Source organism: Herbidospora sp. RD11066, from assembly GCF_054661255.1.
The window spans coordinates 1,189,320-1,208,577 of record NZ_BAAGDO010000001.1; the positions used below are offsets into that span (position 1 = coordinate 1,189,320).

A 19,258-nucleotide genomic window follows, 5' to 3' on the forward strand; every position below is an offset into this window, starting at 1 on the left:
TCGGCCAAGCCCGGTTTCCGAATCGGACACCGCCTTATGCTGGACATCCTCCTGGAACAGCGCCGAAACGTGCCTAAGCCAGGGTGGTGGGGGAGAGGAGGCTGGTCATGCTGCTGCGTCTACGGGTGTCGCTGCCCGATCGGCCGGGAGTGCTCGGCCAGGTGGCCAGGGCCTTCGGAGTGATGGGGGCCGACATCCTCCAGGTGACCGTGCTCGAACGCGAGGCCGGGCGGGCGATCGACGACTTCACCGTGTCGTGGTCGGCCGTGTTCAGCCCCGACGAACTGCGCGACCGCATCGGCGTCGTGCCCGGGGTCAAGGTCGAGGCGGCCTGGCCCACCAGGGAGACGCCCGGCGCCAACCCCGACTACGACCTGCTCGGCCACGTCGCGGCCGAACCGGGGCGGGCCGTGCTGACGCTGGTCGACGCCGTGGCCGACCTGGTCAGCGCCGAGTGGGCGGTCGCGGTCGACGCCGCGTCGGGCGACGTCGTCCACGGGAGCTGGCAGGCGCCCGAGACCCTCCACGCCACCCTGCTCACCGCGCCGCGCGCGGCGACCTTCACCGAGGGCACGCTCCACCTGCTCAGCGTGCCGATCGGCGACCTGCACCTCATCGTGGCGCGGCGCCAGGGCCCCGCGTTCCACAAGGCCGAACAGGACAAGATCACTCGTCTGGTGGACGTCGTCTCCGTCCTCGCCCACGCGGGCGTCGGGCGTTAGCGGCGGGGTGGGTCGATGCGGGCGCCGGTGTGGGTGAACAGCATGAGGCGCGACACGTCGACGGCGACCCGGGCGTGCTCGCCCGCCCGCCACGACGGCCGGGCGCCCAGTCGCACGATCAGGTCGGCCCGGCGGTGCGAGCCGAGCCCGTTCGGCCCCGGCTGCGGGCCCGACGGGGTCTCGTCGGCCTCGACGTCGCTGTTGAACAGGCGCCGCATCATCGACCGGGCCTTGCCCGTGCCGTTGGCGGCGTTGGCCAGGGCGAACCGGGGGTCCGGCGGCTCGGGCACCGGCACCGACGGGATCCCGGCCTCGACGTAGGCCAGCCACTCGTGGCCGTGATATTCGAGGGTGCGCACCCGGCCCATGAACACCGGGCCGTCCATGCCGTCGGGCATCGGGGCCAGGGCGTCGGGGCGGATGCCCACGATGATCTGGCTTCCGGTGTGCTGTGACACAGCGTAGGCGCGTGGATCGGTCCAGGGCATCGTGATCTGGTGTGTTCCGAAGTCCAGGAGGATGAACTGGTTCTGGGGTGTACGCACCGTGGCCGCCAGCAGGTTGAGCTGCTGCGAGCTGAGGAACGCCGCGGTGAAGGCGGTCGCCGGGTCGTTGTAGACCTGGGCCGGGGTGCCGATGTCCTGGAGCACGCCCCGGTTCATGATCGCGATCCGGTCGGCCAGGGTGAGGGCCTCGATCTGGTCGTGGGTCACGTAGACGGTGGTGACGCCGAGGGCCCGGACGAGAGAGGAGATCTCCATGCGGAGTTCGGTGCGCATGCCCGCGTCGAGGTTCGAGAGGGGCTCGTCCATCAGGAAGAGCTTCGGCTGACGCACTATGGCACGGCCCATCGCCACCCGCTGGCGCTGGCCACCCGAGAGCGTTCCAGGCCGGCGGTCGAGTGTTTCGTCGATGTGCAGCGCCTTCGACAGTTCCGTGACGCGGTCACGCACCATCTGGGGGTCGGCCTTGGCGATCTCGAGCGGGAAGGAGAGGTTGCCGCGGACGGTGCGGTGGGGATAGAGGGCGCCGTTCTGGAAGACCATGGCGACGTCGCGGTCGCGGGGGGCCAGGTGATTGGCGATCTTGCCGCCCAGCCAGAGGTCGCCGTCGGTGATGTCCTCCAGCCCGGCGATCATGCGAAGGAGGGTTGATTTTCCGCAACCCGAAGGGCCGAGTAACACCAGCAACTCGCCGTCCTCGGCGCGCAGGTTCATCCGGTCCACAGCCAGAAATCCGCCTGGGTAGACCTTGGTGACGTTGTCGAGGACGACCTGGCTCATAGGTTCTCGTTCCCTTCCGGGCGCGCAGTGCCCGGAGCCCGCCATCTGGGTGATTGATGAGGTAGTACATCGCGTGGGCACGGTCCATGTCCATACATGTCGTGAAAAATGGGAGGCCCTGGGGTTACCGGGGTGTTGCCGGGACCTGGGGTGACCCAATGAAGCGGCGGTGCCCGTGTGTTCTGGGACGGCCGAAAACCGGGGAGCGGCCTCCGGGTGTCCGTAAGCCTTGCGGAACTTCCTGCGGCTTTTCACGGCAATGTCAGGCATCGGCCGACATTTCCCGTAACGCTGGCATGAAAGGTTCATTTGACTTCCGGCCCTGACAAGGGCCGATCAAAGGTGAGCGGCCTACTTTCTGCAATGTGCAGACGGGGTCAAGTAGCGTTCCTGGCTCAATCGCCGCCCGGCGGTGAGGATACGCGCATGAACAACGCCCGGCTCGCCGACATCGCGGTGCAGGCGGGGGTCAGTGAGGCGACCGTGAGCCGTGTGCTCAACGGCAAGGCGGGGGTCTCCCCGTCGACCCGGCAGGCCGTCCTCACCGCCCTCGACTTCATGGGGTACGAACGCCCGCTCCGACTACGCCAGCGCAGCAACGGCCTGATCGGGCTGGTCACCCCCGAGCTGGACAACCCGATCTTCCCGGCCTTCGCCCAGGCCGTCGAGAAGGCCCTCGGCCAGCACGGGTACACACCTGTTCTCTGTACGCAGCTCTCCGGCGGCGCCCCCGAAGACGAGTTCACCGAGATGCTCATCGACCGCGGCGTCAGCGGCATCGTCTTCATCTCGGGGCTGCACGCCGACGCCACCGCCAGAATGGACCGCTACACCCGGATGACCGACCGGGGCCTGCCGATCGTCCTGGTCGACGGCTACAACGACACCATCCAGGCGCCCTTCATCTCCCCGGACGACCGGCTCGCCACCCGGCTGGCGGTGCGCCACCTGGTCGACCTCGGCCACGAGCGCATCGGCCTGGCCCTCGGCCAGAAGCGGTTCGTCCCGGCGCTGCGCAAGATCGAGGCGTTCCGGCAGGCCATGACGCGGGTCTCCGACGTCGACGACCTCATCGAGCACAGCCTGGCCACCGTCGAAGGAGGGCAGGCGGCGGCCGGTGCCCTCTTCGACCGGGGCTGCACCGCCGTGTTCTGCGCCAGCGACCTGATGGCGCTCGGCGCGATCAGGGCCGCCCGCGCCCGGGGGCTGAGCGTGCCCGGTCACGTCTCGGTCGTCGGGTTCGACGACTCCCCGCTGATCGCGTTCACCGATCCGCCGCTGACGACCGTGCGCAAACCCATCGTCGCGATGGCGTCGGCCGCCGTGGAGACCCTGCTGGAGATCGTCGACGGCGCGCCGTCCAAGAACCTGGAACTGGTCTTCCAACCGGAGCTGGTGGTCCGCCGCTCCACCGGCGGCAGACATGGGAAGGGCCCGTGACCGCTTGGTTGGGTGTCACGGGCCCGGGTACCCATGACCGTTCTTCCGGGTTGCGGACGCGGGCATGGTCGCCGGCTTCGGCCGAGGGAGGATGGCCTGGCCGGCGAGGCTGTCAACGGAGCGTGGCGGCCTCCGCGGCGAGTTTCTCGATGGCGGCGTAGTCGCCGGAGGCCAGGGCGTCGGCGGGCGTGAGCCAGGTGCCGCCCACGCAGCCGACGTTGGCCAGCGCGAGGTAGTCGGGCGCCGTCGCCGGGCGGATGCCACCGGTGGGGCAGAACCGCACCTCGGGCAGCGGGCCGCCGAGCGCCTTCAGATAGGGGATGCCACCGGCCTGCTCGGCGGGGAAGAACTTCATCTCGCGCAGGCCCAGCTCGAACAGCTCCATGACCTCGGTCGCGGTCGCCACGCCGGGCAGGAACGGCACCCCGGAGGCGATCATCGCGTCGATCAGCTTCGCCGGGGAGCCCGGGGAGACCAGGAATTTCGACCCGGCCTCGACCGCGGCCTCGACGTCGGCCGGGCGGCGGACCGTTCCGGCGCCCACGATCGCGCCCTCGACCTCGGCGGCGATCCGGCGGATCGACTCGAGCCCGGCCGGGGTGCGCAGGGTGACCTCGATGACGGGCAGCCCGCCCGCCACCAGGGCACGCGCCATCGGCACGGCGGTCTCGACGTCGTCGATCACGACGACGGGGACGACGGGGGCGATGTCGAGGAGGCTGCTGCTCATACGTACTCCACACTAGTGGCCCGCTGCTGGAGCCAAGCGGCCGCACCCGTCAGAGCGGGCTGCTCGGCGACGATCAGCGAGGTGGCGATGGCGGTCAGGTAGTCGGAGAGGGCGGGCCCCGTCAGTTCGAACCGGGCCCGGAAGTCGCTGTCGCGGACGCGCTCGACGATCCGGGGCAGCACGCCGCCGCCCAGGTAGACGCCGCCGCGCGCGCCCAGCGTGAGGGCGACGTTGCCGGCGAACCCGCCGAGCAGGGCCAGGAAGACCTCGATCGTCTCGCGGCACACGTCGTCGTCGCCCGCCACGATCTCCGAGGCGCTCTTGCGGGTGGCCTTGATGCCGCGTACGAGAGAAAGCCCCCGGTGCAACCGGGGGAGACCCGAGCCCGAGAGCAGGTGCTCGGCGTCGACGTAGGGCAGGCCGTCGCTGCGGAGGGCCTTGACGATCTCGAACTCCAGGTCGGTCACCGCCGGGACGGACACGTGGCCGCCCTCGCCCGGCACCGGCACCCAGCCGTCACCGGCCGGGACCAGCCCGGCCACGCCCAGGCCGGTGCCCGGCCCGAGCACCGCCTTCACCATGCCGGCCGAGGGGGCGGGGCCGCCGAGCGGCACCAGGTCGTCGCCCGCCAGGTGGGGCAGCGAGATCGCCAGCGCCTCGAAGTCGTTCAGCACGGCCGCCTGCGGGATGCCCAGGTCGTTGATCGACCCGGTCCAGGAGCCGTTGGTCAGCGTGTAGTGGTCGCCCTTGACCGGACCGGCGATGGCCACGCACACGGCGCCCGGCCGGGCGCCGTCGGTGTGGTCGGTCAGATAGGCGCTCACGGCATCGGGCAGACCGGGGTGTTCGGCCACGTTGAGGACGGCCACCGCCTCCGGTGCCGCACCCGGCCCGGAGACGATGCCAAAACGTGCGTTGGTGCCGCCGATGTCGGCGACGAGCCAGGGGTAGCTCACTTAGAACCCTCCGAAGATGCTGGCACCGCGTTCTGCGGGTCCAACCGTACGACGGAAGGCGGCAAAAAGCTCGCGTCCGGTTCCCACCCATTTGTCATCTGATTTGGCAGCCCCGTCGGGGGTCCGGGTGGTCAGGTCGGCCAGCACGTCCAGGGTTCCGGCGGTCGAGTCGAGCCTGATCGGGTCGCCGTCCCTGATCAGCGCGATGGCCCCGCCCTTGGCCGCCTCGGGGGAGAGGTGGATGGCGGCGGGGACCTTGCCCGAGGCGCCCGACATGCGGCCGTCGGTCACGATCGCCACCTTCTGGCCCCGGTCGAGCAGCACGGCCAGCGGCGGCGTGAGCTTGTGCAGCTCCGGCATGCCGTTGGCGCTCGGGCCCTGGTAGCGGACCACCGCGACGAAGTCCTGCCCGTCGAGGTCGCCCTGCTCGAAGGCGCGCAGCAGGTCGAGCTGGTCGTCGAAGACCTTGGCGGGCGCCTCGATGACCAGGTGCTCGTCCTTGACCGCCGACACCTTCGACACGGCCCGGCCCAGGTTGCCGCCGAGCATGTGGATGCCGCCGTCGGGCGAGAACGGCTCGGTGGCGGGGCGCAGCACCGACAGGTCGCCGCTGCCCTCGGCCCGCTCGGCCCAGACCAGCTCGCCCTCCTTGAACTCCGGCGCCGACCGGTAGAGGTCCAGCCCCCGCCCGGCCACGGTGAGCACGTCGGAGTGCAGGAGCCCGGCGTCCAGCAGCGTGCCGATGAAGACCTGCATGCCGCCGGCGTCCTGGAAGTGGTTCACGTCCGCTTCGCCGTTGGGGTACATCCGGGTCAGCAGCGGGACGACCTTCGAGAGCGCCGCCATGTCATCCCAGGTCAGCGTGATTCCGGCGGCGCTCGCCATGGCGACCAGGTGCATGGTGTGGTTGGTCGAGCCGCCCGAGGCCAGCAGCGCGACGACGGCGTTGACGACCGACTTCTCGTCGACGACGTGCCCGATGGGGGTGTACTCGTCACCGTGCGCGGTCAGCTCGACGACCCGCTTCGCGGCGGCGGCGGTGAGGGCCTGGCGCATCTCGGTGCGGGGGTTGACGAAGGTCGCGCCCGGCAGGTGCAGGCCCATGACCTCCATCAGAAGCTGGTTGGAGTTGGCGGTGCCGTAGAAGGTGCAGGTGCCGGGGGAGTGGTAGCTGCGCGCCTCGGCGTCGAGCATCTCGGCGCGGTCGATCTTGCCCTCGGCGAACGCCTGCCGGGCCCGCGCCTTGACCTTGTTGGGCAGCCCCGACCGCATCGGCCCGGCCGGGACGAAGACCGCAGGCAGGTGCCCGAAGCGCAGCGCCCCGATGAACAGCCCCGGGACGATCTTGTCGCAGACCCCCAGCAGCAGCGAGGCGTCGAACATGTCGTGGGAGAGCGCGATCGCCGTCGACATGGCGATGACGTCGCGGCTGTAGAGCGACAGCTCCATGCCCGCGCGCCCCTGGGTGACGCCGTCGCACATGGCCGGGACACCCCCGGCGACCTGCGCGACACCCCCGGCCGCGCGCACGGCCTTCTTCAGTTCCGGCGGGTAGCTCTCGTAGGGCTGGTGCGCCGACAACATGTCGTTGTACGACGTCACGATCGCCACGCCCGGACGCTTGTTGGCCCGGAGCAGCGGCTTGTCGTCTTCGGCGGCGGCGAATCCGTGAGCCAGGTTGGCACAGCCCAGGTGGCCCCGCGCGGGTCCCCTCCGGCGCAGCTCGGCCGCGTCGGCGTCCACACGGGACAGGTAGGCGGTGCGTGACTCCCGGCTGCGTTCGGCGATGCGTGCGGTGACCTCGGCGACGGCCGGGTGCGTCATAACGTCCCCTCCTCAATACGGACATGCAGGACATTAGCTCGAACCTTAGGTATTCATCAAGCCGACTTTTGTAACCTAGAATGAATAAGTAGGTGAACTTCGGTCAACCCCTATGCTTGAGGCGATGCCACGTATGTCACGGATTGCCACCACCGGCGAGGTGCTCCACCTCATCCGCAGCGGTGAGGCCACCACGCGCGCCGAGATCGGCCGCGTCACGGCCCTGTCGCGCCCCGCGGTCACCCATCGGGTCAACGAGCTGCTGCAACGCGGCCTCATCGTGGAAGACGCCGAGGGCCCGTCGACGGGGGGCCGACCACCGGTGCGCTTGCGCTTCAACGCGTCCGGTGGAGTGGTCGCCGTGGCGTCCCTGGGCGCGAGCCGCACCCAGATCGCGTTGTGCGACCTGAACGGCGGCGTGATCGAACGCACCGACCTGCTCATCGATGTGGAGGAGGGCCCCGACGCGGTCCTCGGCCTGGTCATGGACACGTGGGAGAAGCTGCTCGACACGCGCGGCCCCGTCGTCGGCGTGGGCCTGGGCGTCCCGGCGACGGTCGAATACGCGCGGGGCCGCACCGAATCGGCCCGCGTGATGGCGTCGTGGACGGGCGTCGAGATCCCGCCCCGCATCAAGGCCCGCTTCCCGGTCCCCGTCATCGTCGACAACGACGTGAACGTGATCGCCCTGGGCGAGCACCGCGGCGTCCACCCCGACGAACGCGACCTGCTGTTCGTGAAGGTCTCCACCCGCATCGGCGCCGGCGTCATCTCCAGCGGCAGCATCCTGCGCGGCGCCCTCGGTGCGGCCGGAGAGATCGGCCACATCCCGGTCCGCGACGGCGGCGGCGTGCTGTGCCGCTGCGGCAACCTCGACTGCGTCGACTCGGTCGCGAGCGGCACCGCCATCCTGGGCGAACTCCGCCGCCGAGGCCGCGACGTCCTGTCCCTCGCCGACGTGACCACCCTGGTCCGGGCCGGCGACGCCGAGACGATGGCGGTCGTACGGCAGGCGGGGCGCTGGCTGGGCGAGGTCATCGCCAGCGCGGTCAACCTGCTGAACCCGTCGATGGTGGTGCTGGGCGGAGATGTGGCGGAGATGTTCCTGCCGCTGGTGTCTGGGGTGCGAGAGGTCGTCTACCAGCGCTCCACCCAACTGGCGACGCGCAGCCTGAAAATCGAACGCAGCAGATTGGGCCCGGGCGCGGGCATCACCGGCTGCGCTCTGCTCGTGATCGATCGGATCCTGGACGAGGTCTGACGGGGGGACGACCCCCCGAGCCCCCCGCTGCGAAGGGGCATACGCCCCCTCGCGCTCCCCCTGGCCGCTTCGCGTCCCGTCGTCGCTGTCGCTCCGGGTCGCTGCGCTCCTTGCCAGGGGCTCCGCCCCTCGCGCTCCCTGGCAAGGCCTCGCTTCGCTCGGAAGGCTGCTCGCTCCGCTCGAAACACCTTTCTTTCTTTACGGCTCCGCCTAGCCGGTGTCCTGTGTCCGGCCGTTGAGACCTGGCGGCGGTCCGCTTCTACCCCTTCCCGAAACGGAAGAGATCACAGGGCATCGCCCACCTTGCTGGGATCAGCGTGAGATGGCGGACAACACCTTTCGGTGCGCCCTACGGCTTGTTGATGTACATCATCAACTCATGCCGCAGCCCGGTCAGCGCTCCCACCGCCCGCGCTCTCACCACATCCCACGCACCGCTCCAGTTGGGTGGCGCATCGTGGATGCCGAGATCGCGTAGCCTGGCGGTCAGCCCTCCGCCATCGGTGATCCCGTGCTGTACGGCATTGCGTGCCTGGCGGATGGTGCGTAGCGTCCGGATCGCCTTGTCCACTGCCGGATACTGTGCCGTATCCAGGTGATGGTGCAGACAGTTCGTCAGCGCATCGAGACTTCCCTTGATCTCATTGGCCTTGTCTGTGCCGGGTCTGAGGCGGGTGTCATCCACCTTGATCCGGTCGATCAGGTCAGCCAGGTCGCTTATGCGCGTCTCGAACTCTGCCCGGGTTGCACATCCCAGTGACAGAGCGGCGGGTGTTGTCACGGTGCTCAGCGAAAGCAGTGGCTTTCTCTTGTCGAACGCCAGTCGCCAGACGGCGTCGAGCACATCGAAGGCTTCAGCCAGTTCCAGCGGAGAGACTGCGGGGATGGCGGGCTCTTCAACTTCCACGAGACGCTGCCAGCACTCGTTCCCGCCGGCGTGACACCTGCCAAACTGTTTCACCTCGTCTCTACCTTGATCGCAGAGTGCGCCTATTACCTGGCGGCCGACAAGCCCGGGCAGCGTTCTTATGCCGACGACTTCCGTGTGCATGAGGTGTGAGCACACGTAGTCGGTGTCCGGCAAACCGCAATTCTCGCAAATGGGCTTGCTGGTAGGTGCTGCACGACGCCCGTCAATAGTGCCTACGGCCGTTTCGTCGTGATCGCTGGCAGCCGTACAGAAGAGATCACGTTGTGAACGGACCTGGTATCCGCACTTCTTGTCCCGTAGGAGCTCCAGGAGTTGCGGCACTTCTTCGGCCGTCAGCTCCCACACGTGGCCTGAGTTCACTTCGGCGCCGGTCTCCAGCCATTCAGTGACCAGTAGTTCCAGACGGTGAGTGCCGTATCGGATCAGTGCCCGATCGAGCGCTTCACGCGCCTCGTCTCTGGAAAACCCCTGCTGTTCGAGGCGATTGCCGGCGATGAAGCCGCCTTGACCACTCAGCTGTATCCATACTGTGAAGAGCGGCTCGTCGCCGATCTTGGCCTCGAGACAGGGGACGAACGGATGCAGGTCTTTGATCCCGCCCGGCTGAAGGGGCATCTCTCCGGCGTAGCTGATGACTGCCTCGGGCATATGCGCACACTCCATTGAGTACGCAGGACATCCGGCTCGGCACCGAACGATGACCTTGAATGAGGCCAGTCGATCAGAATATCAGAAGGAAAGTGTAATGGTTGCAGGTCCTTACGCACCTTGGGCCGGGCCCAGCCGTCTTTCCACTGCATCTCGATTGAGCGTACGGACCAGACGTAGCCTTTCTCCAGAGTTTCGAATGGAGAACGCCTGAGCGTGGGCACGAGCGTCGATCACATACTCGAGGGTTGGCCGCGTGGTCCAAAGGTGAACGCAGATGACTCGATACGGAGCAACCGGGGGTGCGTCAGTGGGCGCAGACCAGGCAGGCCAAAGCGTGTTCCAAAGCCTGCGGGGTCTCCGCCGGGGTCGGCCACGGTAGCCGGACCAGCCGGTCGCGTCCCGCGCGGACCGTCGCGCCGTAGCGGTCGAGTTCCCACAGCCAGGCGTCCGGGGCCGGTTCGCCCATCAGCTTCTCGACCGCGGCCACGAGCTGGGCGCGGTGCGAGGAGTTGACGTGGTGGAGCATGCGTTCGGCCTGGTCGAGGAAGGGGTCGGGGGCCGCGTCCAGGTAGTCGTCCGAGTCCAGGACGCCTGACTCCGTGCCCGTCAGGTACACCACGTCGGCCACGTCGATGCGCAGCAGCTTCGGGGCGCGGACGTCGTTCTCGATGGCCGCGAACAGGTCCTCGTCGGGGCAGCGCTCGGCGATGGCGACCGCGGTGGCGCGGATCTCGTCGGCGGGGACCGCCTGGGCCCAGCCGCGGATCTTCAGCATGCCCCGGGCGCGCTCGGTCTCGCCCAGGTTGCGGGTCGCCACGAGGTCGACCGTGACGGCGATGTCGTCGCGGCAGTCGTACAGGACCTCATCGGGTTTGACCAGCAGGACCGGGCGGCCCTGGGCGTCGACACCACCGCGCGCGGGCAGCGCCTTGAGCTCCGACCCGGCGACCGCGACGTGGGTCGGGGCGGCGGTCGCGGCCAGCGTGCGGACGCGTTCGGTGATCGGGGGAGCCGAGATGGGCTGGGTCATCGGGGTCTCCTTGGGTGCCGAGGTTCTGTTAAGGTAAGGCTTACCTTAGCAAGGGTTACCTAACCATAGAGGAGTGCACGTGCGCTACACGGGTCCGAAGGTGCGGTTGTCTCGACGGGCGGGAGTCCCGCTGACCCGCAAAGCCGTGAAGTACTTCGAAGCGCGGCCCTATCCGCCCGGGGAGCACGGCCGGAAGACCAACCGCCGCAACGTCGGCGACTACGGCATGCGGCTGATGGAGAAGCAGAAGCTGCGCTGGTACTACGACGTGTCCGAGCGTCAGCTCCGCCGCTACTGGGACCTGGCCGTTCGCCGTCCCGGCCGGTCGGGCGAGGAGCTGCTGGCCATCCTGGAGACCCGCCTCGCCTCGGTCGTCATGCGCTCCGGCCTGGCCGCCTCGATCTATGCCGCCCGCCAGTACGTCAACCACGGCCACATCACCGTCGACGGCCGCAAGGTCGACATCCCCAGCTACCTCGTGAAGCCCGGCCAGGTCATCGGCGTGCGCGCCAGGTCGCGGCAGATGCAGCCGTTCGTGGCCGCCGCCGAGGGGGTCTACGCCGACGAGCGCCCGGCCGCCTACCTGTCGGTCGACCTCAAGGAGCTCACGGTGACGCTGGTGTCGGCGCCGGTGCGCGAGCAGATCGCCGTCCCCGTTGACGAGCAGCTCGTCGTCGAACACTACTCTCGGTAGTCTTTGCGCCGGGATCGCCGTATTTCCCAGGGTCCCCAAGGATTCGTACGACCGCGATTACGCTCGCCTGCTGTTCCTGTTCCGCATCCCCCGGGGGCAAAAACGGTGCGCGAGCGTGTGCGGTACATCATCGAGTCCAAGCGGTTCCAGCAGGCGATCATCGCCGTCATCCTGATCAACTCGGCCACTCTCGGCGTGGAGACCTCCGCCGACGCGGTGGCCCGCTACGGCGACATCCTCCACCTCATCGACCGCGTCTCCCTGGCCATCTTCGTCGTGGAACTGGCCGCGCGGCTCTACGTCCAGCGCGCCCGGTTCCTCCGCGACCCGTGGAACGTCTTCGACTCCATCGTCGTGGCGGTCTCGCTCATGCCGGCGGCGGGCGGCCTGACCGTGCTGCGGTCGCTGCGCGTGCTGCGCGCGCTCCGGCTCGTCTCGGCGGTGCCGAGCCTGCGCCGGGTGGTCGGCGCGCTGCTCACCGCCGTCCCCGGCGTCGCCTCGATCGCGGCCCTGCTCGGTCTGGTCCTGTACGTCGCCGCGGTGATGGGCACCAGGATGTACGGCCACGTCGCCCCCGACTACTTCGGGAACCTCCAGACGTCGCTGTTCACCCTGTTCCAGATCATGACCGGCGACGGCTGGTCGGACATCACCCGCCAGGTCATGACGGTCTACCCGTCGGCCTGGATCTTCTTCGTCATCTTCGTGCTGATCTGCACCTTCGTCGTGGTGAACCTCTTCATCGCGGTCGTGGTCAGTGCCATGGACGAAGAAGAGGTCGAGGTCAGCGAACGGATCCTGGCCGAACTGGCCGAACTCCGCAGGGAGGTCAAGGAGCTGCGAGAGCCCGCGGCCTCCCCGTGATCCGGGGGAAGGCGACCTGCCATCCGGCCACCACGAGCAACCCGGCCGCCAGACCCCAGCCGGGCAGCGGCAGCAGCCCCAATACGGCCGGGCCGAGCACGGCGGGGAGCGTCCAGGCGAGCAGCCAGCCGATCCTGGCCCCGGCCGCTCTGGCGATCACCCCCGACGTGAGGAAGTAGACGATCGTCCCCCCGCAGAGGGTCCACTTCACCGCCTCCTCCAAGTGGCCCTCCGGGTGGGCGACCAGCGCCCCGAGCCCGGCGGCGATGGCCGCGATCCCCGCGGTCATCAGGAAGTGCCCCGGCAGGGTGACCCTGGGCCGCACCTCGTGGACGGGCGCGGCAGAGGCCCCGTACTGCAGGGTCAGCCACCAGAAGCAGACCAGCAGCCCGAACCCGGCCAGCGCCGACACGATGAGCGCCCACGTCCACTCGATCTCCGAGGTGGCCATCACCACCTGCATCACCGCCTCACCCAGCACGATGATCACGAACAGCCCGAGCCGCTCGGCCAGGTGATGCTCGTTGAGCCGCGCCGGCTCGGGCAACGTGAACGGTCGCCGCCTCCTGCCGCGCTCCTCCTCCCGCTTCCGGTGCTCCTCGAACCGCTTGGTGATCCGGTCGAGCTGCTCCTCGCTGTCACCACTGCGCAGGAACGAGAAGGTCAGGTCGAGCGCGATGCCGATGCCCCACAGCCAGTAGCGGGTGGGTGGGTTGTGCGCCCAGATCGAGATCACCCACGGCACCAGCCCCGCGCCGTTCTGCGCGGCGGGCCAGCCACCGAAGAACGTGTTGGTGGAGCCCCAGGTAGAGGTGGCGAGCAGGCGGCAGTAGACGTAGGCGATGGCGAACGCGGTACCGTGCGCCCCCGTCGCCTCGGGGACCGACGCGGCCATGACCGCGATGCCGAACATCGCCGCGAGCATGGCCCGCTGGCGCGTCTTCGCCCCCGCGACGTTGGCGTAGAGCGTGAACGACGTCCAGACGGACCAGATGGCGTAGTAGAGCCCCAGGAACAGCAGGACTCTCTGGACGTCGAGCGGATGCTCGGGCGTGGGATGCAGGATGTGGGCCAGTTGAGCGACGGCCACGACGATGATCAGATCGAAGAACAGCTCGAGCCAACTGGCATGCCGCTCCCCGGTTTCCACCTCAGACACGCACAGGAATGTACGCGTGGGACCCGAGATGTCCTAACCGGGGGCCTGCGCCGGTCGGCGCTCCATCGGGTTGACGCCGGCGAGGGGTTAGACGATCCCCAGCTGTTCGAGCTGGTGTCCCATCGATTCGGCCCCCGGCCGGTTGTCGATCTCCACGTGGTCGACCACCGGTGGCTCGTCCACCTTGATCGCTTTGAGGTAGTCGGCGAAGGCGGTCAGCTTGCCGCGGTCCCGCTCCAGGCCCCTGGCGATCAACCGTGAACGCAGGGTCTCGCCGTCGGAGCGCACCCACAGCAGCCGGATGTCCCCGCCGCCCAGTTCCTCGGCCCACTCGTCCCACCGGGACTTCGAGTGGACCTGCCCGGTGAAGGGGGCGCTCAGGAGGACCGGCGCGCCGTGGTCACGGATCTCCCGCGCCGTGGCGGTCATTCCGGCGTATTCGTACCTCTTTATATGGACGTCGTACCAAGGGCCCTCGCGCTCGCCCTCGTCGCGGCCGGCGGCGGCCAGGATCGCGCTGACCATGCCCCCGTACAGGGTGTCCTTGTCGAGCAGGGCCGGGACCGGATCGAGGCGGGCCAGCAGGGCCTCGCACAGTGTGCTCTTGCCGGACCCCGGAGGGCCCGCCACGATCCAGCAGGTCATCGATCTTTCCTGGTCGGGCCCATCGGCTCGATCTTCGGGTCGGCCCAGGGGCCGCCCATGGCCTCCGGGGTGGCGGTCAGCCGGTTGGCGGCCATCGCGCTGACCCGCAGGCCGTAGAGGCCGTGGTCGGGGTCGATGGCGACCAGGCCGTAGCCGGTGTCGACTTCCTCGTTCTTCAGCCGCAGGTCGCGCAGCGCCATGTCCATGGTGGCGCCGCGTGGCAGCCGTACCGTGATCAGTACCATCACGCAACAACTCCGCTTGCCCTCGCCCGCAGGGCCTCGACGATGCCGGGCACGTTCACGACTCCGTATCCGTAGTCGTAGTCATACCCCAGCACACCGCGATCATCGGCACTTCTCATCAGCAAAGTGCGCAAATGGGATGGCGAGAGCACCGTGGACGGCACCCGCGACCGGATCGCCGCCACCACCCCGGCCGCGACGGGGCAGGCGGCGCTGGTGCCCGAGTCGGGTTCGCCCGGCCCGAAGGCCTTCGAGCCCGAGAAGTGCGTGTACGCGGCCAGGTCGGGCTTCATGTCGGTCAGGCGCCCGGGGCCCTGGGAGGAGTAGCCGACCCGCTCGCCGGTCACGTCGACCCCGGCCACCGACAGGACGGCCGGGTGGGAGTTGGCGCCGGTGATCGGCCGGTCGGGGTAGGCGCAGCGGCCGTCGGGGCACTCGCGGCCGCAGTTCCCGGCGGCGAAGAGGATGTCGGCTCCGGCGTTGGCCAGGCTGCCGACGATCAGGTTGAACGGGTGGGCGGCGTTGTCGGAGTAGTTGCCGGGGTGGCCGGGCGGGAAGTCCCACTCGGGGGAGAAGGAGCCCCAGGAATTGGTGACGACGAGGGCCCGGGTCTCGGCGGGCTGGGCGTCGAGGACGGTGCGCAGGTGGGCGAAGGCGGCCATCGCGTCGGACAGTAAACCGTCGAGCGCCGAACCGCCGGGGCGGCGCGACAGCAGGACGGGGATGTCGATCACCGAGGCCTTCGGGGCGGCGATCAGGGCGTCGAAGGCGCACATCGTGCCGTGGTCGACCTCGAAGGAGCCCGGCCGCCCGGGGACGCCGTCGGGTTTCCAGCTCCGCTCCCGGTCGAGGACGAAGTCGCTTCCGAGGACGTCGGCCACATGCCTCTTGTTCACCCCGGTGTCGGTGACGGCCAGGGCGACCCCGGAGCCGTCGTACCCCTCGGCATGGAGCCTCTCGACGGCGAGCAACTGCGCGACGTCGCGCCAGTCACCGACGGGGGCGTCGCCGCCGCAGGTGAGGGAGGTCTGGATGACCGGATCGGCGTAGACGCCGACCACCCCGGCCTGGCCCGGCAGTAAAGCCAGCCTGGTCGACACCTCGTCGTCGGCGATCTCGCCCCGGACCAGCACCGATGCGTCGCGCGGCGCCATCGAGAAGATCAGCGGCTGGTTCAGCGACAGCGGGTCGCCGCCCGCGCGGGCCGGCAGCGGCCGGGGCACGGCGACGGGGTTGAACGTCGGGTCGAGCAGCACCCCGGGAAGCCCGTTGACGACGTCGGAGGCCGTGGCCGTCACGGCCGGATCGGCGACCGCCGCGGTGACGTCGGGAGCGAGGCGGAGCTGGACGAGCACGCGCATGTGGCAGATCCATCCGATGAGGGGAGACTCGACGCCCCCCAATCTCGCGCACGACCGCGATCAGGTCCACCGATTCAACACACACCAATCCACTCCGTAACCACCGAAACCCGCGAGGTGGTACGACGATCTAACCTCCCGGCCCGAAGAAGGCCCGCGACGATCCGGCTCAAGGGGTACTCAGCCCACCGAAGTCGCGCTCGAGATGCCTTCAGAGGCCCTAACAAACTCCAAGCGCCGCCGATGCAGGTGACGCACCTCGCCGCACCGGCGCCGAGTCGCGCGCCGATCCAGACCGAGCCCCACGCGCCCTCGACGGCGGTCGATCTACGCCGGTGGCTTGTGAAGAACGACGAAGCCGTCCTTCTCGAAGATGACCATGTAGCCCATCGCTCTGCGCTCCTCCACCGACAGCTTCTGGTCGTCGGTCGAGCCCCACGGCCAGCCCCACTGGGAGACGTCGGCCAGGATCCACGGTGCGTTCCTCGGGGTGCGTTCCCAGAGCAGGACCGTGGTGCGGTCGGTGATCATGGGGCCCAGATGGTTGGCGGCCTCGACGACCGCGCCGTCGGGGATCTTGGCCATCGCCTCGTAGGCGGCCGCCGTGCGCTCGTGGGGGTCGTAGAAGTCGGGGTTGGCGAGCTGGTCGAACGCGAACCGGGGGAGCTGGGTCAGGCCGACGATCACCACCGCGACCGCCCACGCCAGAGCGGCCACGCGGGCGGTGTCGGGGTTGGTCCGGGCCTGGAGGCGGCGCAGCAGGCGCATCGCGCCGTCCACCCCGGCGCAGAAGACGATCACCACGACGAACGCGTTGTAGTGGTACTCCCACGACCACCACAGGCTGTTCTCCGAGACGAGCCGCTCCAGGACCATCGGGGCCGCCGCCAGGATCAGCGGGGAGAACAGGCACAGGAACAGGGTCAGCCAGCACAGCAGCACCAGCAGGTCGATCTTGCCGGCGTCCATGAACACCAGCTCGAAGGTGTTGAGCGGATCGCTGACCAGCTTCCACACCGCCGCAGGGAGCGAGTCGCCGAGGTGGGTGTAGCGCCAGTGGTTGTCGTTGGAGCCGCCCGCCAGCGGGATCAGCACCCCCCGGATCAGCAGCAGCCCGCCGAGGCCCATCCCGGCGACCAGACCGCCGTCGAGCCACCGCCGCCCCAGCAGCAGCGCGCAGCCGAAGCCGATCAGCATCAGGCCCATGTCCTCTTTGACCAGCAGCAGGCCGAACGCCGCCAGGTAGGCGGGCAGCCGCTTCCCCCGGTCGAAGCGCTCGATCATGATCGCGCTCAGCACCGGTACGAACATGACCTCGTGGACGTCGAAGTTGACCGCCTGCGCCACCGGCCACGACACCGCGTAGGCACCCGATATGAGGTAGGCGGCGAACACCCCCAGGCGTCTGCGGACGTACATCCAGAGGAAGGGGATGGCGGCGGCGAACAGGACGGCCTGGCAGAGGATGAGCATCCGCGGGTTGTCGGCGATCCAGTAGGCGGGTGCGAGGAGCGCGTAGATGGGTGAGAAGTGGTCGGCCAGCTGGAGGAAGTCGAGCCCGTAGCCCTTCTGGACCCCGACCGACGGCGCGTAGGGCGCGCCGAACTTCGCGTAGCCCCGCACCGCCTGGTCGACGATCACCAGGTCGAAAATGGTCGTCCGGAACGTGCCGAACTTGACGAGGCCGAGCACCGCGTAGGTCACCGCCGAGACCCAGGCCAGGGACCAGACGCCGAGGCGATGGGTGGTCAGATGGCGGGTAACCGGGAGGAACACCATCACATGTTCCCAGAGTCCCGGTGAGAAAAAGCCCGTCCGCCTGGCCTCCGGGTGGCACATCTACGCGGCGCCGAGGTCGGCGAGGTCGGCGTCACGTAGAACCGGAAGGCCAGGCGGACGGGAGTTCTGGGGTGTCCTAGGCCAGGGTGCTGAGGGTGGTGGGCGGTATCTCCACTGTGGCCGGGTTGGCCAGGACGCGGTCGACGACGACCCCGGCCGCGCCGCGCGAGGCGGCGCCGAAGCCCAGGTCGGAGGCGACGAAGGTGCAGCGGGCGACGGAGCCGGTGACCCCGAGGCGGGCGAGTTCCGCCTGGGCGCGCGGGAGGATGTGCCCTTCCAGCCGCGCGAAGAAGCCGCCGACGACGATGACCCGGGGGTTGAAGAGACGGACGAGGGTGGCCGAGCCGCGGCCCAGCCAGCGGCCGACCTCCGCCAGCGCGTGGTCGACCTGGGGGTCGCCCTGCGCCAGACGGCGTTCGATTTCGCTGAGGCGCTCCTCGGGGTCGCGGACGATGCCGTCGCGCGTCCCGTAGGCGTGGTCGGGGGTGACCATGCGGACCAGCGCGGCCAGGCCGACCTTGGTCTCCCAGCAGCCGATCCGGCCGCAGCCGCAGCGCTCACCGGAGGAGTCGACCATCACGTGGCCCACTTCACCGGCGAAGCCGTCGGCGCCGCCGAGGAGGCGTCCGCCCGCGATGATGCCGCCGCCGACGCCGACCTCACCGGTCAGGTAGACCATGTCGGCCGATCCGGCGGCCACGCCGTTGGTGAACTCGGCCAGCGCCGCCAGGTTGGCGTCGTTGGCGACCGTGACGGGGACGCCGGGAGCGACCTCCCAGAGGCGCTCGGCCACCGGGACGCCGTACCAGCCGAGGTTGGGGGCGACGTGGACGACGCCGTTGGTGCCGTCTATGAGGCCGGGGACGGCGACCGTGATCCCGGCGACCCGGACGCCGAGCATGTGGAGCTCGGCTATGGCGTCGCGGGCGACCCGGGCCAGTTCGTCGAGCGACTGCTCGGGTTCGCAGCCCATGGCGTCGAAGCCCACGCGCCGGTCGACCAGGACGCGCCCGGCCAGATCGGTGGCGAAGGCCGCGATGTAGTCGACGTTGATCTCCAGCCCCAGGGCGCCGACGCCGGCGCCGTCGAGGGCAAGTGCCAGGCCGGGGCGGCCGACGGAACCGGCGTACTGGGGACCCATCTCGCGGATCAGGCCGCGGGCCCGCAGTTCGCCGACGAGGCTGGTGACCGTCGCCTTGTTCAGCCCGGTCTCCGTGGCCACCGCCGAACGCGACCGGGGACCGTGCTCCTTCAGGTGGCGCAGGACGAGGGACAGGTTCGACCGGCGGATCATCGTCTGGTCGACGGGAACGCTCGTGGAGCCGTTCCTGCCCAGCGCGGGGCCGGAGGTTAACCGCACGTCTCGCACCCCGTATCTCTGCTCGCGACCGTTCGTCTCGAATTAATTTGCATGCCTTGCCGAATTAAATGACCCTGACGGGTGTGCCACAAGTGTCGAACCGCTTCGCCTTGCATTACAGTTTCGTAACGTGGAACCGGAGCCCGGTCTGTGGTACACCAGGGCTGTACACCGAGATGACAGGTGTGTTAGAAATCGGTAAATTCCGTCACAGGGTACGCAAAACCCAGACGGAACGACGAATCTCGATGACGTGGCACCGT

At 69.2% G+C, this 19,258-nt stretch carries 17 protein-coding genes; 5 read left to right on the forward strand and 12 right to left on the reverse strand.

The genetic code is table 11. The features are described from left to right. Positions 1–107: 107 nt before the first annotated feature. Entirely contained in the window at positions 108–722 is a 615-nt protein-coding gene (locus ACYQ78_RS05355) for an ACT domain-containing protein (RefSeq protein ID WP_459799539.1), read from the forward strand. Here the strand turns inward: ACYQ78_RS05355 and ACYQ78_RS05360 are convergent. Beyond that, positions 719–2,005 (reverse strand): ABC transporter ATP-binding protein, encoded by a 1,287-nt coding sequence (locus tag ACYQ78_RS05360; RefSeq protein ID WP_459799540.1) that lies wholly within the window; start codon positions 2,003–2,005, stop codon positions 719–721. The two genes, ACYQ78_RS05355 and ACYQ78_RS05360, sit on opposite strands and share 4 nt — an antisense overlap. A 426-nt stretch (positions 2,006–2,431) precedes the next feature. On the opposite strand from ACYQ78_RS05360, the gene ACYQ78_RS05365 reads away from it, so the two are divergent. Next, the gene (locus tag ACYQ78_RS05365; RefSeq protein ID WP_459799541.1) at positions 2,432–3,445 is read left to right on the forward strand and encodes a LacI family DNA-binding transcriptional regulator; all 1,014 of its coding nucleotides are present in this window, start codon (positions 2,432–2,434) and stop codon (positions 3,443–3,445) included. A 112-nt stretch (positions 3,446–3,557) separates the two neighbouring features. Here ACYQ78_RS05365 and eda read toward each other — a convergent pair whose 3' ends face one another. From eda to edd, 3 genes are read right to left on the reverse strand one after another with little or no spacing between them, the layout of a single operon-like run. Then, positions 3,558–4,175: a bifunctional 4-hydroxy-2-oxoglutarate aldolase/2-dehydro-3-deoxy-phosphogluconate aldolase gene (gene eda, locus ACYQ78_RS05370; protein ID WP_459799542.1), complete on the reverse strand. Its 618-nt coding sequence runs from the start codon at positions 4,173–4,175 to the stop codon at positions 3,558–3,560. Then, positions 4,172–5,131 (reverse strand): glucokinase, encoded by a 960-nt coding sequence (locus tag ACYQ78_RS05375; RefSeq protein WP_459799543.1) that lies wholly within the window; start codon positions 5,129–5,131, stop codon positions 4,172–4,174. The genes eda and ACYQ78_RS05375 overlap by 4 nt, the downstream gene beginning before the upstream one ends. Continuing rightward, on the reverse strand, positions 5,132–6,955 hold the full coding sequence (gene edd / locus ACYQ78_RS05380; protein WP_459799544.1) for a phosphogluconate dehydratase: 1,824 nt from the start codon (positions 6,953–6,955) through the stop codon (positions 5,132–5,134). A gap of 133 nt (positions 6,956–7,088) precedes the next feature. On the opposite strand from edd, the gene ACYQ78_RS05385 reads away from it, so the two are divergent. Beyond that, complete coding sequence (locus tag ACYQ78_RS05385) at positions 7,089–8,216, forward strand: ROK family transcriptional regulator (protein WP_459799545.1); 1,128 nt, start codon at positions 7,089–7,091, stop codon at positions 8,214–8,216. Positions 8,217–8,565: 349 nt separating this feature from the next. On the opposite strand, the gene ACYQ78_RS05390 is transcribed toward ACYQ78_RS05385, so the two are convergent. Then, entirely contained in the window at positions 8,566–9,795 is a 1,230-nt protein-coding gene (locus tag ACYQ78_RS05390) for a hypothetical protein (protein WP_459799546.1), read from the reverse strand. A 307-nt stretch (positions 9,796–10,102) separates the two neighbouring features. Next, positions 10,103–10,828: a DUF2470 domain-containing protein gene (locus tag ACYQ78_RS05395; protein ID WP_459799547.1), complete on the reverse strand. Its 726-nt coding sequence runs from the start codon at positions 10,826–10,828 to the stop codon at positions 10,103–10,105. Positions 10,829–10,907: 79 nt separating this feature from the next. Here ACYQ78_RS05395 and rpsD point away from each other — a divergent pair, with 79 nt between their 5' ends. Then, complete coding sequence (gene rpsD / locus ACYQ78_RS05400; RefSeq protein ID WP_459799548.1) at positions 10,908–11,522, forward strand: 30S ribosomal protein S4; 615 nt, start codon at positions 10,908–10,910, stop codon at positions 11,520–11,522. A gap of 105 nt (positions 11,523–11,627) precedes the next feature. Next, positions 11,628–12,386, forward strand: a complete 759-nt coding sequence (locus ACYQ78_RS05405) for an ion transporter (protein ID WP_459799549.1) — start codon at positions 11,628–11,630, stop codon at positions 12,384–12,386. Here the strand turns inward: ACYQ78_RS05405 and ACYQ78_RS05410 are convergent. The 6 genes from ACYQ78_RS05410 to ACYQ78_RS05435 all read right to left on the reverse strand — a co-directional run bounded on the left by ACYQ78_RS05410 (position 12,352) and on the right by ACYQ78_RS05435 (position 18,995). Next, positions 12,352–13,545 (reverse strand): low temperature requirement protein A, encoded by a 1,194-nt coding sequence (locus ACYQ78_RS05410; protein ID WP_459799550.1) that lies wholly within the window; start codon positions 13,543–13,545, stop codon positions 12,352–12,354. The genes ACYQ78_RS05405 and ACYQ78_RS05410 overlap by 35 nt on opposite strands. An 87-nt stretch (positions 13,546–13,632) precedes the next feature. Then, positions 13,633–14,190 carry an AAA family ATPase gene (locus ACYQ78_RS05415; RefSeq protein WP_459799551.1) on the reverse strand — a complete coding sequence of 186 codons (558 nt, stop codon included), beginning with the start codon at positions 14,188–14,190 and terminating at the stop codon, positions 13,633–13,635. Then, complete coding sequence (locus tag ACYQ78_RS05420; RefSeq protein WP_459799753.1) at positions 14,187–14,435, reverse strand: hypothetical protein; 249 nt, start codon at positions 14,433–14,435, stop codon at positions 14,187–14,189. The genes ACYQ78_RS05415 and ACYQ78_RS05420 overlap by 4 nt, the downstream gene beginning before the upstream one ends. Further along, complete coding sequence (locus ACYQ78_RS05425) at positions 14,435–15,796, reverse strand: S8 family serine peptidase (protein ID WP_459799552.1); 1,362 nt, start codon at positions 15,794–15,796, stop codon at positions 14,435–14,437. Before ACYQ78_RS05425 ends, ACYQ78_RS05420 begins: the two co-directional genes overlap by 1 nt. Before the next feature lie 327 nt (positions 15,797–16,123). After that, positions 16,124–17,572: a DUF2079 domain-containing protein gene (locus tag ACYQ78_RS05430; protein ID WP_459799553.1), complete on the reverse strand. Its 1,449-nt coding sequence runs from the start codon at positions 17,570–17,572 to the stop codon at positions 16,124–16,126. Positions 17,573–17,711: 139 nt separating this feature from the next. Beyond that, the gene (locus ACYQ78_RS05435; RefSeq protein ID WP_459799554.1) at positions 17,712–18,995 is read right to left on the reverse strand and encodes an ROK family transcriptional regulator; all 1,284 of its coding nucleotides are present in this window, start codon (positions 18,993–18,995) and stop codon (positions 17,712–17,714) included. Positions 18,996–19,258 lie beyond the last annotated feature (263 nt).

Bases quoted from the DNA above. Each gene is read 5' to 3' on its own strand.
- ACYQ78_RS05365 (WP_459799541.1), top strand. From the start codon at position 2,432: ATGAACAACGCCCGGCTCGCCGACATCGCGGTGCAGGCGGGGGTCAGT.
- eda (WP_459799542.1), bottom strand. From the start codon at position 4,175: ATGAGCAGCAGCCTCCTCGACATCGCCCCCGTCGTCCCCGTCGTCGTG.
- ACYQ78_RS05355 (WP_459799539.1), top strand. From the start codon at position 108: ATGCTGCTGCGTCTACGGGTGTCGCTGCCCGATCGGCCGGGAGTGCTC.
- ACYQ78_RS05420 (WP_459799753.1), bottom strand. From the start codon at position 14,435: ATGGTACTGATCACGGTACGGCTGCCACGCGGCGCCACCATGGACATG.
- ACYQ78_RS05360 (WP_459799540.1), bottom strand. From the start codon at position 2,005: ATGAGCCAGGTCGTCCTCGACAACGTCACCAAGGTCTACCCAGGCGGA.
- ACYQ78_RS05385 (WP_459799545.1), top strand. From the start codon at position 7,089: ATGTCACGGATTGCCACCACCGGCGAGGTGCTCCACCTCATCCGCAGC.
- ACYQ78_RS05415 (WP_459799551.1), bottom strand. From the start codon at position 14,190: ATGACCTGCTGGATCGTGGCGGGCCCTCCGGGGTCCGGCAAGAGCACA.
- ACYQ78_RS05425 (WP_459799552.1), bottom strand. From the start codon at position 15,796: ATGCGCGTGCTCGTCCAGCTCCGCCTCGCTCCCGACGTCACCGCGGCG.
- edd (WP_459799544.1), bottom strand. From the start codon at position 6,955: ATGACGCACCCGGCCGTCGCCGAGGTCACCGCACGCATCGCCGAACGC.
- ACYQ78_RS05395 (WP_459799547.1), bottom strand. From the start codon at position 10,828: ATGACCCAGCCCATCTCGGCTCCCCCGATCACCGAACGCGTCCGCACG.
- ACYQ78_RS05390 (WP_459799546.1), bottom strand. From the start codon at position 9,795: ATGCCCGAGGCAGTCATCAGCTACGCCGGAGAGATGCCCCTTCAGCCG.